At 36.1% G+C, this 16,799-nt stretch carries 11 protein-coding genes; 5 read left to right on the top strand and 6 right to left on the bottom strand.

What is annotated here, in order from left to right:
- Positions 1-431 precede the first annotated feature (431 nt).
- Positions 432-1,328: a heme o synthase gene (gene cyoE / locus ACIQXQ_RS07645; protein ID WP_402956471.1), complete on the top strand. Its 897-nt coding sequence runs from the start codon at positions 432-434 to the stop codon at positions 1,326-1,328.
- Between the two features lie 172 nt (positions 1,329-1,500).
- Here the strand turns inward: cyoE and ACIQXQ_RS07640 are convergent, their stop codons facing one another.
- Complete coding sequence (locus ACIQXQ_RS07640) at positions 1,501-2,412, bottom strand: DNA/RNA non-specific endonuclease (protein WP_402956469.1); 912 nt, start codon at positions 2,410-2,412, stop codon at positions 1,501-1,503.
- Positions 2,413-3,103: 691 nt separating this feature from the next.
- On the opposite strand from ACIQXQ_RS07640, the gene ACIQXQ_RS07635 reads away from it, so the two are divergent.
- Complete coding sequence (locus ACIQXQ_RS07635; RefSeq protein ID WP_402876088.1) at positions 3,104-3,733, top strand: nitroreductase family protein; 630 nt, start codon at positions 3,104-3,106, stop codon at positions 3,731-3,733.
- Positions 3,734-4,013: 280 nt separating this feature from the next.
- Positions 4,014-4,442 (top strand): MarR family winged helix-turn-helix transcriptional regulator, encoded by a 429-nt coding sequence (locus ACIQXQ_RS07630; RefSeq protein ID WP_402956467.1) that lies wholly within the window; start codon positions 4,014-4,016, stop codon positions 4,440-4,442.
- 425 nt (positions 4,443-4,867) lie between these two features.
- On the opposite strand, the gene ACIQXQ_RS07625 is transcribed toward ACIQXQ_RS07630, so the two are convergent.
- Entirely contained in the window at positions 4,868-6,523 is a 1,656-nt protein-coding gene (locus ACIQXQ_RS07625) for a M28 family peptidase (RefSeq protein ID WP_402956465.1), read from the bottom strand.
- A gap of 1,381 nt (positions 6,524-7,904) precedes the next feature.
- The gene (locus ACIQXQ_RS07620; protein WP_402956463.1) at positions 7,905-8,492 is read right to left on the bottom strand and encodes a TasA family protein; all 588 of its coding nucleotides are present in this window, start codon (positions 8,490-8,492) and stop codon (positions 7,905-7,907) included.
- 2,571 nt (positions 8,493-11,063) lie between these two features.
- On the opposite strand from ACIQXQ_RS07620, the gene ACIQXQ_RS07615 reads away from it, so the two are divergent.
- The gene (locus ACIQXQ_RS07615) at positions 11,064-11,288 is read left to right on the top strand and encodes a hypothetical protein (protein WP_402956462.1); all 225 of its coding nucleotides are present in this window, start codon (positions 11,064-11,066) and stop codon (positions 11,286-11,288) included.
- 168 nt (positions 11,289-11,456) lie between these two features.
- Here the strand turns inward: ACIQXQ_RS07615 and ACIQXQ_RS07610 are convergent, their stop codons facing one another.
- From ACIQXQ_RS07610 to ACIQXQ_RS07600, 3 genes are read right to left on the bottom strand one after another with little or no spacing between them, the layout of a single operon-like run.
- Positions 11,457-12,116: a response regulator gene (locus tag ACIQXQ_RS07610; RefSeq protein WP_402956460.1), complete on the bottom strand. Its 660-nt coding sequence runs from the start codon at positions 12,114-12,116 to the stop codon at positions 11,457-11,459.
- A 15-nt stretch (positions 12,117-12,131) separates the two neighbouring features.
- Positions 12,132-13,550 carry a HAMP domain-containing sensor histidine kinase gene (locus ACIQXQ_RS07605; protein ID WP_402956458.1) on the bottom strand — a complete coding sequence of 473 codons (1,419 nt, stop codon included), beginning with the start codon at positions 13,548-13,550 and terminating at the stop codon, positions 12,132-12,134.
- Positions 13,534-14,436, bottom strand: coding sequence for a substrate-binding domain-containing protein (locus ACIQXQ_RS07600; protein ID WP_402956456.1), 903 nt, complete (start codon positions 14,434-14,436; stop codon positions 13,534-13,536). The genes ACIQXQ_RS07605 and ACIQXQ_RS07600 overlap by 17 nt, the downstream gene beginning before the upstream one ends.
- A 265-nt stretch (positions 14,437-14,701) precedes the next feature.
- Between ACIQXQ_RS07600 and ACIQXQ_RS07595 the strand changes: the two genes are divergently transcribed.
- On the top strand, positions 14,702-16,135 hold the full coding sequence (locus tag ACIQXQ_RS07595) for an MFS transporter (RefSeq protein WP_402956454.1): 1,434 nt from the start codon (positions 14,702-14,704) through the stop codon (positions 16,133-16,135).
- Positions 16,136-16,799 lie beyond the last annotated feature (664 nt).

Genomic DNA, 16,799 nt, shown 5'->3' with positions numbered 1-16,799 from the left:
TAAAATTCCCGCTTACTTTCTCACAATTATTATTTGTCAAAGGAATGTATTTATCCATTCAATTTTGGATATTCAGAGCCACTCAATATTTTCCAAGCAGAAGAATATGGTTGAGTCATGAGTCATTATAATCTCCTTATTTCGTACACTTCTTTCGAGAAGTCCATTGCATGTTTCAGTAGCTGTACACAAAAGCAATGATTTTTCATGTTGGATCAACTAACCCATATCATTTCCATCCCACTATCCCCTAGCAAGCAATCAATGCTGTAAAACAAAGAAATGGATAAAGTTCATCTATATTTTTATCTCATTAGATATAGACATGATATAATTAAAAATGATTGTAGAAAAGCAATATTATGATGGAATTTAGCTAACCTTATAGGTTATATTAGTTCTTGTGAATAAAAGAGGAGCTACAAAATACAATGAAAAAGCAATCACAGATGACCTTATGGGCTCAAGTAGTTAAAACAGGAATTATCAAGTCAAATCTTATTCCAATGATCGCAGGATTAATGCTCGCTTTATATACGTATCAATACAGTTTTGTAGATAACGTTTGGAATGTAGTTTTTGCATTTTTAGGAACAGCAGCCGTTATAGCCGCAGCCGGTGCGTTCAATAACATTTATGATCGCGATATTGATGCCATTATGGCTCGTACAAAGGTTCGCCCTACAGTTACAGGTGCTATATCGATTAAAAGAGTTTTAGTAGCTGCCATTTTATTACTAGTGATCGGGTTAGTTTTATTATATTTAACCTCTCCATTAGCATCTTTACTTGGATTTTTAGGGGTATTTTTCTACGTTGTCCCTTATACAATGTGGACTAAACGCCATACTATTTGGAATACGGAAGTTGGGAGTATTTCTGGTGCCATGCCTCCTTTAATCGGTTGGGCATCAGTCGCTCCAGATATTTGGCATCCCGCTTGCTGGGCATTGTTTTTAATCATGGTGATTTGGCAAATGCCTCACTTTTATGCGATTGCCATCCGTAAGGAAAAAGATTATGCTGCAGCGAATATTCCAATGCTTCCCGTTGTCAAAAGTAGGAAACGGACATATATTCAAACCAACTTCTATTTGATTTTATTGGTGCTATCCAGCTTTTTATTTCTACCACTAAGCTTAGGTCTCACCTTAATTTCACTTATCTTAGGCCTAATTTGGTTAGGGCTCAGCTTATTCGGACAACGTAAAAACGAACTGAAGGTTTGGGCAAATAAAATGTTTGTATTTTCCTTAGTACACATGATGGCCATCTACTTTACGGTAATTATCTACGCTTCAATCGGGTTAATTTTAAACTCATTATAATGAACGTACTTAACCAGCATACTTCTATAAGCTCAAATACAGCCAATTAGGCAAAATAAAAAACGGGGCTGTCCCAAAAGTCTGGCAAATGACTTTTAGGACAACCCCGTTTATTTATAAAATTAATGCAAAAATCTGTTAGTGAATAATCTTTATTTTACCTTAAAGGCTCTTACTCACCTACCATACCGTCATTATCGGTATCACGCATATAAGGGTATAACCAATGTTCACTCGTTATGGGCATACTGAAACCTGCTTCTTTTGCTTCTTTAATCGTAACTTGTCCATTTCCGTTAGTATCAACACTAGAAATATCACCGTTTTTATTGGAACTCGTTGAATTTTTATTTGATCTATCTGAATTAGAAGGTTTGCTGCCTGTTAAACCGAGTGCTGCATTTACTTCATCAGGGTTTCCATTGTCAAATGAATCCACAATCTTGTTGCCTTTTAAAGTATAGGTATATTGATAATGTGAAGGAATCTGCGTATTCGAATTTGGATATGTAATAATCGACTCAAAATTAGTGGCTCCACCTGCACTACGTATCGCGTTCTCCATATAAGCTTGGTCACCATGGCGGTTAAGTGTACTATCTTGCGGGGTAATATTATATGCATTCGATACCCCTCCGAGAGAATCAGCGATGATATGTCCTTCATCTAGAACATCGCTTTCGACACCTGGAACTTTCGCCTCATCCGAATAGTATCTTCCAGACGATGTGACAGGTTCGTTACCGTCATCTTGTAAAGTGATTTCATCAGCAATGACACGTACTAGTTGCCCATATTCATTAGTAAATGCCCAATATTCACGGTCCCCATAGCCAATGTCAACAACGACGTTGGGTTCACGATATCCAGACAAATCACCACCATCAATTTCAATACGTTTGTTACCTGAGAACTTTTCATCATTTGGTTCGGTTGTTGTTTCTTCAACTATTGATCCGTCAAGATCCGTATTGTTAGTCTCTTCCTTTTTACTATTTTCATTAGTATCGACTGTGGTTACTTCTTGTGAATTTGTTTCCCCATCTGTAATGGTTGCATTTTCTTCGTTCGTGCAACCAACCATAAACATAATCGTTAAAAGTAATGCTAAATAACTTGTTATCCTTTTCACTTTTAGGACTCCTTATAATAGTATAATAACTTTACTAACTTAATAACCTTAAAAACATTTAAGTGTATCTTATCACATAATGTTATTCTATTTTTCTTTTCCTCTGTACAATTCACACGATAACTCACGTACAAATTCACATACTCAGCTAAAATTATTTCCGTCAGTGTGATCTAGGATAAGTTTCCATGTAAAAAAATACATAGCAGAACCTAATGACAGGTGCTTCCATGTATTAGTACCTAAGCAATTTAATTTATATCATCGTGGTAATCCCTATTCAGTGCCATGGCTCACGCAAACCGTTTCTATCTTTTTGGCTTCTCTGGCGTTAATTTTATCTTTATTATAATTACCTCTTTAACCGCTTAACGATACCATTTGGTAATTGCTACTATTTTAGGGAATTTAACTAATATCATGTAAATAATAACAGAAAAAAAGACTAAAGCTTTTGATATATCAAGGATTCTGGCCTACCAATCAGATGACCTGTAAGGGATTCGAACCCCTGATCCCTTCCGTGCCAATTGTCGAATCATTCTCCTATCAAAAATCCTAAATTGATAAATGACTTGTCAACTGTTGACTAATCAACTATAATAAAAGCCGATTCAAATTCCAACAAAAAAGGGTGAAAAATATGATACAACAAAAAACAGCTTTAGAAAAATTAATGGATGAACGTAAATCGGTGCGTAAATATGAGCCTGGTGTTACTATTCCTCGTGAGCAAATTCAACATATTTTAGAACAAGCAACATCAGCTCCATCATCAAGTAACTTACAGCCTTGGCGCTTCCTTGTTATTGATGATCAAGAGCAAAAGAAAGAACTACGCATTGCTGGATTTAATCAGGAACAAATCGAAACATCATCAGCGATTATTGCGGTATTAGGCGATAATGAAATGTATAAAAACGCTAAACAAATTAATGATTTAAATGTTGAGCTAGGTTATATGCCACGTGATATTGCTGATATGATGATTGCCAATTCTGAATCTGCATATAGTAATTTTTCTGAAATTGAACGAACAAATATTGCACATTTAGATGTTGGTTTAATTTCTATGCAAGTAGTACTTTTAGCGAAGGACATGGGCTATGAAACAGTAATAATGGGCGGCTTTGATAAAGCAGCATTCGCTAAAAAATATGAGCTACCTGCCAATGAGTTACCGATGATTTTAATTGCTATCGGAAAGCCTGCTATGCCAGCACGTAATTCATCACGTTTACCGTTTGAACAAATTATTCGTTTTTCAAGCTAAGTGAATTAGAGGAAGTATTCACATGACGTGTTATTGATTCGTATCACTAAATCATTAATCATATCTTGATTCACGTAAGTTTGAAATTTGTTACACTTTATCCAAATGAACGGAAATGCTATCATATAGGAATCGCAAAGCGTCCAAAAGCTAAATGTAACAAAGAACAGTTTTTGGCGTACATCATTAGATACCTAAATTGCTTTTATAATAGGGCCGAATTCGAACACAAGTTTTAGTGAGCGCAAAACGACGAGCAACCAATGTGAGGAGGAATAGTATGGAAGTTTGTTTGGATGATAAGAAACAAATGATTATGATGTTGAAAAGGTTAGACCGTCACGTCACTCAAATTTTTGAAAAAAGAACAGAAGTTAGTTTGACTAGATATGAAATTTTAGTTTCTTTAGTTAAAAAGGATAGTGTTACACAAAAGGTACTACAACAATCCTTAGCTATCGATCAATCGGCCATTACGCGCCATTTAAAGTTGCTTGAAGAACAGCAATATGTCGAACGCAAACGTAATGAAAAAAACAATCGCGAAGTACTTGTAACGATTTCAGATAAAGGACGAGCATTATTAGAAGGCTGTACAATGTTTAAAAATCAATTTATGAATGATCTCTATGATGATTTTTCAGAAAGCGAATTACAGCAACTCAAGCAATTTCTCACGCGCTTAAATCGCAATATAGAGAAGCTTTAATTTTTGCTCTTCATTGTAAAAATCTATTGTATTAAGACAAACTAAGAGTAGCAGCTAGTGCTTCTTCAAATACTTGTTTTTCAGCCGAAGCAGACGTAAGGATTTTTTCTTTTTCTGTAAATGCAGCCCTCAGTTGTTCATTTCTTTATTCATAGCCTTGATATTTCGCAACTAATCCTGTTTAACTATAAATCATATCTACAAAAGAAAAGCTGTGCCGAAATCCACTCAAACCTGGATTTTTGACACAGCTATTTTTGGCTTATTAAACTAATTCCAGTACCGCGACAGCTTCGTAATGTGGTGAGTGTATCAAATATTCCCTTAGGCTTCCCAAGGAAATGTTTGATATGTTTGGTTACTTATCTGGAAGTTCCTTACGAAATCAAGCTGTTCTCCAGGCATTCATCTGTTTAACTATGAATCTATGAAGCATCCTTTAGTGATGCCTCTTCATTCTTACCACTATTTTTCTGGAAACCAATTAAATCAGAAATAGCTTTAAAAACTACATCCCCGGTAAGTTGTATTCTTTCAGGGCTTACATGCTCTATTTTATCCTCTAAAGAGTGATAATAAGGCTCGATATCAGCTCCCCCAGGTGGTGTACCAGGTTCCATCCATATGAACAATGCTGATGGTACCCCTTTCTCGTGGAATGGTACATGATCAGACCTACTCAACATATGAACAGGCAATAAATCCTTATTAATATCTAGTTTTTCAGCAGCTTGGTGTGTTGATTGCGAAACAAGATTCGATTTCCCATCTACAGTATTAATAAAAAGTTGCGAGGCAGGTACCCAAGCCGTACCAGTCATATCCATCTGAAACTGAACTTTTGTTCTTTTAACTTCATCTTCTGACAAATTACCGATATGGTATTTCGAACCTACAAATCCAAGTTCTTCGCCCCCAAATGCAGCGAAGCGTAATTCTTTGTCGCCATCATAGTCTTTAAAAATCCTTGCCAACTCCATTAGTGTAGACGTCCCGGAGGCATCATCATTGGCCCCTGGCGCGAATGCAACACTGTCCAAATGTGAGCCAATGTAATAAATTTCAGGATTTTCAATGCCTTTTGGTTTTTTTACAGCGATTACATTGACTGTTTTTTGATTCGTCAGTGTTTTAATTGAAAGTTGGACTTCTACATTTCCTTTGGAAAGTTGAGAAACAAATGCTTCCCCATCCTTCTTGGTAATTGTCGCAACCGGAATGTTAGGGCGTACGCTGCCTAGGGAAACAGATGGAAGGGTAAAGCGATCCTGGTTGTCATATATAAGGACACCTATCGCACCTGCAGCCATTGCGTTTTGCACCTTGGCCCCGGCAGTGATTCCACCATTTTGTATTAAGGCGATTTTGCCCCTTGCAGCCGCAGTGAAATCACTCGGTTGGCCAGCACCCGCATGATAAATATTCCCTGTGATACCGTCCCCAGTCGTTTGAGGGGCTCCACTAACGGCCCTCAATGGAAGTTTTTTGTTATTGTCGGAGAGCACCTTAAGTATCAATTCAACTCGATTGCTCCTGGGCGCTTCCTCGATTTTGGTCTCATAGCCGTAACTTTTCAACACACTTTCAATGTATTCAGCACCTGCTCTCTCTCCTTCGCTGCCTGCCTCCCTTGGCCCAATATCAACACTTAGGTGTTTGATATGCTTCATAACATTATCGGAGTTAAATGAACCATTAATTTTTCCAATCGCGTATTGCGTGTACGTATTCAGGACATCATGCGCTATTCCGGAAATGCCCCCGCTGCTTTTCTGATTATCAAGCAGGCGTTTAAAACTCTGCATTTGTTTAATTACCTTATCGGTCTGTCCTTGTTTTTGAAAAAGAGCTACTCCGCTAATGTGCATTTTCAATGTACGGACCGCGATATCACTCCGAATATTCCCATCTTCTTTAAAATAATCAATTTGTTTTTCCATGTCTGCGAAAACATTTCCTGTATGTGGCATATCATTGAAAATTCGATTTTCCGCAGCCGTAGAACTCATTTGGTTCGTACCAAGTAGAAATGCAATTATTATCGCTATTGAAAAAACTTTTTTCAGACCAAACCTTTTCATCATATTCCTCCCCTGTATATATGTTGTAGTACCAACGGTTTTAACTTTTGGTAGAGTGTCAAAAAGTTTTTTTGACAAAGTCTCTTATAGTATCTTAATATTCTGTGAAACTATCTCAAGATATGGGTACGCTGTGCTTTCACTAGTAGATAATTATGGAAAGTAGTCATAGGGATTTGTGCACTGCAGAATGGATTATTAAATGCCTATGTTAACATCCCTTCCTGATTCTTTAGGCATCAGTGTGCCTACATTCCTTCGTTAAATCCAGTCATAAGGAAAAGGCTGGCCAAGCAATCTTAGGAACTCGAGGTAGAATCGAAAAAATAGTGCCAGCTTCTTCCGTGTTATCCTGTTGTCTAGGTCTAATAAAGGGATGTAGGAACTTATGTAGCCTCTATGAGACTAGTAATAACTCTCATCATTCGATTCTAACGCGAAGTTCCGCCTCCATACCTTCATGATACGTGGGTAACTGAAGCGCCATCTTTTACAAGGCCAGTATTTACTAATGCTTCTTTACTGTCATGTTTGTCTCGCCACGATTTAGCACCCCGTCATACCAAATGGGAGCTTCTAAAAATGAATGCTCCCTTTTTGCTTTTTCAATCTAATCCTTAATTTTTTTAACATTCCACGCCTTTACTTTGAAAACGTAGCTTGGCAAACTATCCGCTCTTCCCAAATTCTTAATAGGGCCCTTAAGGCAGACATCCCCATAGCATTTGACATTTAACAAATTGAGGAATACAAGAGCCTTTTATTTAACCTCAATTCTTATGCAACTTAAGGGAATTACCTCTTAAGCACCCTAATAGGAGAGCGCCTGCAAATCACCTCCCATCAATTTTTTTGATACATTTTCCTCCGTCCCCTTCTAAAAATTCAAGGGTGGTGTAATCATTCCATAAGAATAGCCTGATACTTTATAATGACAAACACTTTCGTTATGATAATTAACTATGTAATTGATGTAAGGTTCTACGATATTAATATCAACTACTAATGGATAAAATGGCTAAAACTGATCAATTTCATCAATTATCTTAATTCCTACTTTTCATAACTTTCCAGAGTCATTGTCGCTGACTGATCAGACTTGAGTTTACCCATCAAATAAAAAGCTTAATAAGCTTCAAAATGCCTCCGATATTTCACTGGGTATTGTAAAAATATAACTATGTAGGGCAAAGTTCAGGCAGCAAGTAAATGCCAATTTGGCTTCTCAATTCTATACTAGACGGGACAGTTCTCCAACTGTCCCAGTCATTCTATTGGTTTTTTCCTATGAATCTCATAAATGCGAAAATCTATAATTAAGTTTGATAGAGAAGTGTCCCAATCAAAATAAATAAACAGCCATGACACAGCTTTTTTTATCTTATAGGTCTCTACCTTTGCCTTGTGTGGCGTTAAAAGTCCATGATAGTTTAAGTTTATCCCCTTGGAATTGATTTTGATCTCCCTCGTTATCAATGAAATTGAACTTCACTACTAAATCATGTTCATCGCCCACCTTAAGGATGCCACCATCAAGAGCTTCGTTAAATATCTTTTCTGACACCGCTTTTGGGCTCATACCCTTTAGCTTATCCAATGTTGTTTTGTAAATGATTTCATTATATTGGTCCATATTGTACAGAAATTCCACTTCAATATACTTGCCAAAATCCTCCGTGTTATCCCCTTTGGTATCAACCACGGAATACTGGGTACCCAACGTCACGTCTTTGATATCTAGTGTCCCGTCATTATGCAGTTCAAAAACACGCGTCATCGAGTCTCCAGGAGCGATGTTGCTGATATCAATAATCTTTGTGGGTTGCACAGATAAATCGAGTGTCCCCGCCGCAAACGTACCGCTCGCATCTGCACTGTCACTAAAGTACGCGAAAGTCCCCCCCCCAATTAAAGATATCCCCATTATTCCCGTCATAATTCCCATACCTAACTTCTTTTTCAATTCCATATTTACTCCTCCTTAAACTTTTTCCCCTTTTTTAGGGGTTTTATTTTTGAACGGCTATCAAGTTTAGTTTTATAACCGAATCTAATTGATATTGTTCCTTCGCTATCTTCTTTACTTCCAATTCCCCTTAAGATCTACCAAATGGTAAAACCTGCATTAAGAATAACAACACCCCCAGTAGAATAAGCAGTAAAGCGCTAGTCTCACTTGAATTGATAAAGTGACTGATATAACCAGGATAAGGAATTGTAACCCCAATATAGATGCCCAATGATATATAGGGGCATCCGGTACATTTTGTGATTGCCCTTAGTTATGTATTGCGTCCCCGCCCCTTAACAATCCGATGGGTAATTAGAATTCCGTCACTTGTTTTATAAGTAACGACCTCCCCTTTTTTAACATGGGTTTGTACACTAACCGGCTTTTCTATTCATAAATTGTCACTTTCACGTTTCCCCCCTACGCCGTGCCTCCCCCGGCACAGAAGGCATATCCTGACATGTGTAATCTAACCTACTGCCAGACCTCAATCATTGCATTTCGTATTTTTTTGATGATCCAACATCACTTTGAAACCAAGCATTTGTTTGACAACCTTATCCGCAGATTCTGATTTTTCATTGTACTTACCGCCTATCATACTGTTACGCCAGTCCGATTAGGTAATTGCTAGGTGTTAAATCGTTATGTTGATACCGTGGAGCCCGGTTCGGCTGAATTTACTGCCTTGTTGGTATTTCACGCGAGATAATATCCGCAAATACCGTCCCAGACGCTTTTAAATCATTACTATTTAGCTAGAGGCTTCAACATTGGTTAGAAACACGCTCCTTTATCACCTCTCCTCCTGTCACAGCTTAATGCCTTACCTAGTTTATCCCCTCCAAAGCCATAAACCGTATAGTAATAAATCGGACAACACCTGCATGAAATTTACCATTTGGTTATATTTGTAAATTCAGATTTTCCAGGTGCATAGATATGATGATCTCTTTAAAAAATATTTAATAGATTCCTTTAAATCTTAGTGTTAATCATAAGCATTACTTAGTGAAAATTTTGTTGGTTTTCGGATTTATAAAAATGTTTTATTTGACAAAACCCTACATTCAATTTGTTTAATAGGTAGGAATCGACGTATTTAATGGATACCTTTCAAAGTATTTGTCAGTTGTTCATAGGTTTTGACCTGTTTTGTAGAGATATTTTTGATATAAAAAAACTTGTCGATACCTTTAATAATCAAGTCCATGTAGAGCCTGACATTTTATACTCCGTGATATTGGCATGCTATAGAATAGTTAGAGGAGTCGATGGTTACTGAAGGTGAAATGGTGCATAATTTGGATTAAAGTTAATACTTCAGAGATAAAAATGCTAATCGAAGAATGTCCAAAAATGAATGTCTAAAAGTGTAGAATTGGAGGATTAAAGAAATTATCAACGCACAGCACTCCACATGTGGTGAGTGTGGATGGTGGACATTTTATATAAAAGAGATGTAGTAGAGTCACCTTTAAACACTAAAAGTTTTTTTAAATTTCTCTATATTAGAAGGTCTAGAGAAATTCGTTCCATAACCCGTCTATATAGAGAGAGATTGCGTCTTGATAGCTTAAAAATTATTATTTAGAAGAGAGTTAATAATTTCTTTATTATCTACACCTTTAATTGCAACTTTAAGAACGTCAAATTTACTATCAACATATTTTTTTATAAGATGATCCAACATAGCCTGTTCTTACTCACTTATTTCATAAAATCCCTCTATAATTGTGTTTTATTGGAGAGGGCGGGAGTTAACCTACACCTTTTTCCTTTCAATTTCATGGAACAAAATAATCTAGAACAACTAATTACATTAAGTCTCGAAAGTTGATTTATCAAAATTCTGTATTGATTATTTCCGGTTATTAAATTCAGCTAAGAAAAATAACTATGTTAGCAAATCACTCTAGCCGATTAAAATGCAGTTAGTACGACAACAACAAAAAAGGTTAGAACCCTTGATTTATCAAGTATTCTAGCCTTTGGAAAGTGATGACCTATGAGGGATTCGAACCCCGACCCCTTCCCTGCCAATCTTATTGAGTATATTCACTGAAGTTCAACTGCGTTAAATAAGTATCAAAAAGTTTGATTCATGGATTGGATAGTTAGCAATTCTTGTTTATCCCATTCAAAATAGGCTTTGTTCCCGAACCAAATCATTCCTCAAAATAATTTGATAATTGAGTTTCTTAACCTATGACTTGTAAACCAAACTTTTCTTGTACAACATATATATTTGGTTTTCAATTTTTATTATGCTAACTCCAACCACTCCACCGCTTCACAGTGTGTCGACTGTATGTGGCAACATATTGTGCTGATAGGTTTAATTGATTGGCTAAGTCCTACTAAAGTAGAACCTAGCTTTTTAGTATTTTAAATTTTTTATATTTGAATGTTAAAGGGAAATTTCCGTATGCTTTATAAATCCCTTCTTCCTAAGGGATCCGTTAGTTGAATGGGAAAAGAGGTACTTATTCCAGAATCGCGCCTGATAATTTTAAGGTGCTATTTCGATTGTTTAATTTAAAAAGGGAAATAAATAAAAAAATGAAAAAAACAATTAAATTGCCTCAATCAGAAAAGGGGAAAGAAATACTCATGAAATATATGTCTGATTTTACTTTAATTAGTGAAGATGAGCAGGCAATCCCTGAAAGTATACAATTGATAAATATAACAAAAGAAAATCTCTTCTTAGGCAGGGAGATACCACTTCCATTAAATGTTGTTTCGTATTAATGTGATGTGTTAGGTAGTTTTTTATAGTGGATTTGATACCATCTGCCCTAGCAGCAAAATTGCGTTACCCAGAGAAACAAGTTCTAGTAATCGTTGGAGGTATGGTTTCTGTCCCTCGATATATAAACATTAGCGTACCGAAAAACAGGCACCGACATTCAGCTGCCTCTATATATCAATCAGATTATGTTTAAAAACGAATTCAACCAGTTCACTTTTTTTAGTAATGTTTAGTTTATTGAAGATTCTTGTTTTATGTGTGTCTACTGTTTTTATACTTATCAGTAATTTCCCTGCAATTTCAGTTAATGAATGTCCCTTAACAATCAGCTGTAATACTTCTTGTTCGCGGGGGCTTATTGTTGAATACATCTTGTGAATCTTTTCTTCACTCTGCTTATTTTTTATCATTGACGTCATTTCCTTTGGGCGTAAGTATATATAGCCATCCATAACTGTATCAATAGCAGAATACAATTCTTCATCTACAGCCACTTTCGGGACGTAACCCGATGCACCTGCTTCCATAATTAACGATACATATTCCTCATCTTCGTACATTGTTAAGACAATCACTTTTGCATATTCATATCGTACCCTTATATTTTTTAGTACCTGTAGCCCGTCCATACCGGGCAAAGAAATATCGAGGATCAAAATATCCGGCACTAATTTATCATAAAGCTCAAGAGCTTTATGCCCATCATCAGCTACTCCCACAACTTGATAAGAAGTCCGTTTTTGCAATAAAAGTTTTAACCCTGATATAAGAATGGCATGATCATCAACTAGTATAATACTGATTTTCCTTTTAAAACTCTGTTTCAACTTTACCACTTCTTTCTAATTTAATGGTAGAGAAACGGAAATTTCTGTCCCTCCCATCTTGTTCGTCCTGATAAAAAATGTACCACCCTGCAACTCTGCTCTTTCCTTCATTCCATGTATACCAATCCTATTTTGTTGCTTAGCTTTTTCAAAATCTGCTTCATGAATTCCCTGACCATTATCATTTATTGTCAAATAGATCCATCGTTTATTAATATCCAAGCCAATCATAATTTCAGTTGCATTGGTATGTTTCACCACATTACTCATGCTTTCTTGAACAATTCGATATAGAGCCAACGTAACATGTTCAGCTATAGTAACGTCATCATCAGGAACAAATAAATGAACTTGGATTTTGTATTTTCCCTCAAAATTTCTCGCATATTTTTTTATCGCTGAAACAAGCCCCATCTTATCAAGGATCGGTGGCCGTAATTCGACGGCTAGATCCCTTATCTGTTTTAAAATTCCTGCAGCTATATCTCTGCTTGTATAAAGTAACTCACGTTGTTCACCATCTTTCGCCTCATTAGCCATAATTCGCATGGTTACCATTAATGAGGTGAGAGCTTGACTTGTCTCATCATGAAGTTCACGTGAAATTCTTTTTCTCTCATCTTCTTGAACAGATAATAACTTCGATATCAACTTATCACGCAATAAATCCTTTTGTTGAAGTTCCTTAAGTAAATAGTCCACTTCATTATTAGAATTAATAAGATGATCAGTCATTTCATTAAAAGCTTGTGCCAGTTTTCCAATCTCATCGTTATTGGTTCCTTCTGCTCTTAAGGACAAGTTACCTGCCGATATGCCTAAAGCTACATCTACTAAAGTATTGATCGGTTTAGTTATCATACGGGTAGCAAAATAAGCCATTCCCATGGCACCAATTGATATTAGTAATGTGACAATAAGTAATTTAACGATTCTAGAATATATGTATTCCAACGATTTTTCCTCTGACATCCCCACTCGAACATACCCTACTTCTCCTTCTTCGATAGGAACTATGACATCGTGGATATTACCTTCATCTGAGGATAAAGTCGCATCCTCTTTTTGGGTAACCCCTTTTGGTGTATGTGCCTTTACTATTCCTTTTGGAAGAATCTCAGGATTCGGAAATGTATGAGCATAAAGCGTGCGACGACTATCAAAAACTAAGATATAGCGAATTTCTTCATCTACCTTTTTTGTTTCTTTAATAAGATTATCCACCGCATATTGATCGTCAAAGAGAATGTAGTCTGAGCTTGTTTCTGCAACATTTTTTGCGATATTGACACCACGTTTCGCGAGATCCTCTGTCATCATATTTGTAAGTGAATCCCATATGATCCATCCAAAAATGCTAGCTAGAAAAAGTGAGGAGAACATGATAGCCCCAAGTATCTTTTGGTTTATTTTCAAGTTATTTATCCATTTCATAAAGAACCTCATAATATTCCGAGTCGAATGGGATAAAGCGATCAATATATAAACCTTGAAGTGCTATCTTCATAGAATCCTGTTCGTGCATAGTAAGAAAACTCGCTTTAATCATTTCCTTTTCTTCCTTAGCTAAATTACTTCTGATAACAACAGGTCCAGTACCTAATGGCATCGATTTTCCGATAATTTTTAATGTTTTGACTTCTTTAGGGTTTTCACGTTCCATCGTTTCAAAAACTAGGGAATTGACAGCTGCAGCATCTACGGTATTATTTAAAACGGCACTAAGGGATCGTTCATGGCTATATGTGTATACATGTCTCCCAAAAAAGCTTTTGATGTCTTCCCCCAAATTTTCCAACTCTTCTTCCACAAAAAGATATCCAGAATAACTTGAAGGATCATAAAATGCAACATCTTTGCCTTCCAAATCATTAATTGTCGAGAAACCGTTTTCAACACTTGCAACAATGTAACCATAATAATAAGGGCTCCCAAATCTTTCTTGCGTTGCAATTCCTTCAAATCCTCCGTTTTCTCTATACGTGATATAAGCTCCTGTTGGAAGCAGGGCTATATCAGCTCCCCCATTGATCATTAGGTTGTTTATTTCATTATAACTTCTGCGTTGGATTAAAATGGCTGGTCGGTTAAGTTTTTTACCGATATAATTTGCGATTTTTCGATAGTAAATAATCGTATCTGTTGGAGAAAGCACACTCGACATGGCCAACCGTATCGGGTCTTGTTTATCCTCTTTAATATCTGTAGATTGCTTTTCATATTCTGAAAAAACAATTTGATAGGTTGATAGGTTCGACCCACAACCTATTAATAATGTGATCATTAATAAAATTGGAATTGACTTGTATAATTTTTCCATATATCCCTTTCTAGGACGAATTCGTCAAAAACAATTCGCAGATTAGAAGTTTATTCCTAGTAATTAGTAGTATTTACTATTATATCACAATCATAGTTTCACATTGTTACTAGTTTAATAGTATTAGTCGCACAGTGTAGGATATTTTCTGACAGGTAATAGGAAATCTGCTGATAGTTTAAAGGGTTAAAAAGTAAGATAATACTATTATGTAAAACACTTGTGTTACCTACCTTTTTTAAGCGCTTCCATTATAACAGGAGGGATGCCATTAGAAGATATTTCAAGCAGCTTAATAAAATATGCTAATAGAATCAAGACTTTAGAACTTATAATATACTGTATTGGAGTGGTTTCAGTAATGGAATTAGTTAACCAAAAGCAAAATACCGAGAAATTTGCACGTTATCTCTATCGGCGGAAAATAATTTTTCTAATTGCATTTCTAGGATATGTATGTGCTTATCTTGTGCGGAATAATTTTAAGTTAATGTCAAATAGTATCATGACTACAAATGGATGGGATAAAACAGATATTGCTTTGTTACTTTCTTGTTTAACGATTTCTTATGGATTAGCTAAGTTTTATATGGGAGCATTAGGAGACCGTGTTAGTATAAGAAAACTTTTCTCGGTCTGTTTGGGAGCAAGTGCCTTAATCGCCATTCTCATTGGCTTTTTCAACACATCGATTGCAGTATTAGCCATTCTCCTAATATTGAGTGGAGTTGTACAAGGTGCTTTAGCTCCTGCCTCTCAAATGATGCTTGCTAATTATTACTCGAATAAATCTCGTGGAGCAGCCATTGCGGGTTGGAATATCTCACAAAATGTGGGATCAGCTTTACTTCCTTTAATCATTGTGGCCCTAACCAGTATGGGACTAGTCGTTCCTGAAACAGGAAATATTTTCATGGCTTTTTTAGTTCCAGGAGTTTTGGTACTGATTTTTGCATATTTATGTTGGCGTTATGGCGGAGATAGCCCTGAATCTGAAGGCCTCGATTCCTTAAGAACCATGTATGGGGATGCCGGGGAATCTAATGTGGCAACTGAAGAAGAAAAAGTTGGACTGAGCTATTGGCAATTAATTTGGAAATATGTTTTTACCAATCCACTAATATTACTAGTATCTGCTGTCAACGTGGCCTTATATTTTCTCCGTTTTGGAATTGCAGATTGGATGCCAATTTATCTTAGCGAAGTGGGGAACTTATCGAATACAAGAGCACAATTGGCTGTTTCAGTTCTTGAATGGATTGCGATCCCGGGATCACTTATATTTGCATGGTTAGCTGTTAAATACCCAAATAAAATGGCTAAAATTGGAGCAATTGGCTTGTTTGCCATGGTGGTGTTTGTCTTTTTCTACGAGAGCTTAGTTAGCGGTGGTGTAAAAAATTACGCATTGTTCTTGGTGGTTTGTGGGATTTTAGGAGCCTTAATTTATGGACCACAATTAATTGTTAACATTCTAACAATTGACTTTGTTCCTTTGAATGTAGCTGGGACGGCAATTGGTTTTGTGGGTGTTACAGCGTATTTAATTGGAAACATGGGTTCCAATTGGTTAATGCCAATTTTAGCTGATCAATTTGGTTGGTTCTGGTCTTATATAGTTGTAGCCTTCTTATCAGCATTCGCAGCGGTAGGCTATCTAGTGTTGTCAAAGGCCGAACAGAAAGTAAAAGTTGTTTAAATATCTATAGGGTTCTATTATTTATGGTGTTGATGAATCAAAATTCATCAACACCCTTTTTGTTGTTTAGGAAATTTGAAAATAATCGATTTGTGAATAACTGTTCTGTATAAAGTTCGTAGTTGGCTTGAAAAGAATAGTTGGGTCATTACACGAATACTTAAAGAACATTTTAATGGTTATAGACTTAGGCTATGCAAAATGCCTTGGCAGTGAATATACTGCTGAACCGTATTTGGTTGCTTTACTTGTAAAAGCCGTTATTTTCATAAGTGTGGAAAGCAGTACACAGATGATTGGTCTGAAAAAAACTACAAGAATTATTATTTTTGATGTTCCTCATCGTCACATCGTATTGAAAACTAAATATTCTTTAGAATTACTAAAGGGCAACAAATTGTGAACAAAGCAAATATCTTGCAAAAGTATCTAATCATCCTAACATTTAGTGCCTTTTAAGTTAACATAGCGTCATTTGGTTACCTTTCACAAAAGAATGTTATTCAACAATCTGGCCCTTTAGCTGAAGAAGGCATAACCCCTTTTTAGGAATTGCGCCCGATTGTTGAACATCACATTATTCTATTCAAAATAAGAATCAGAATCATTTTACCCTTAAACTTTCACAACATAAAAAGTATTTTATGTGTATACTATGTTCCCA

The organism is Peribacillus sp. NPDC097198, from assembly GCF_044762055.1.
In the GTDB taxonomy this organism is placed as follows: domain Bacteria; phylum Bacillota; class Bacilli; order Bacillales; family DSM-1321; genus Peribacillus.
Note: the sequence above shows the minus strand (reverse complement) of the source record. Positions and strands in the feature narration are given on the sequence as shown.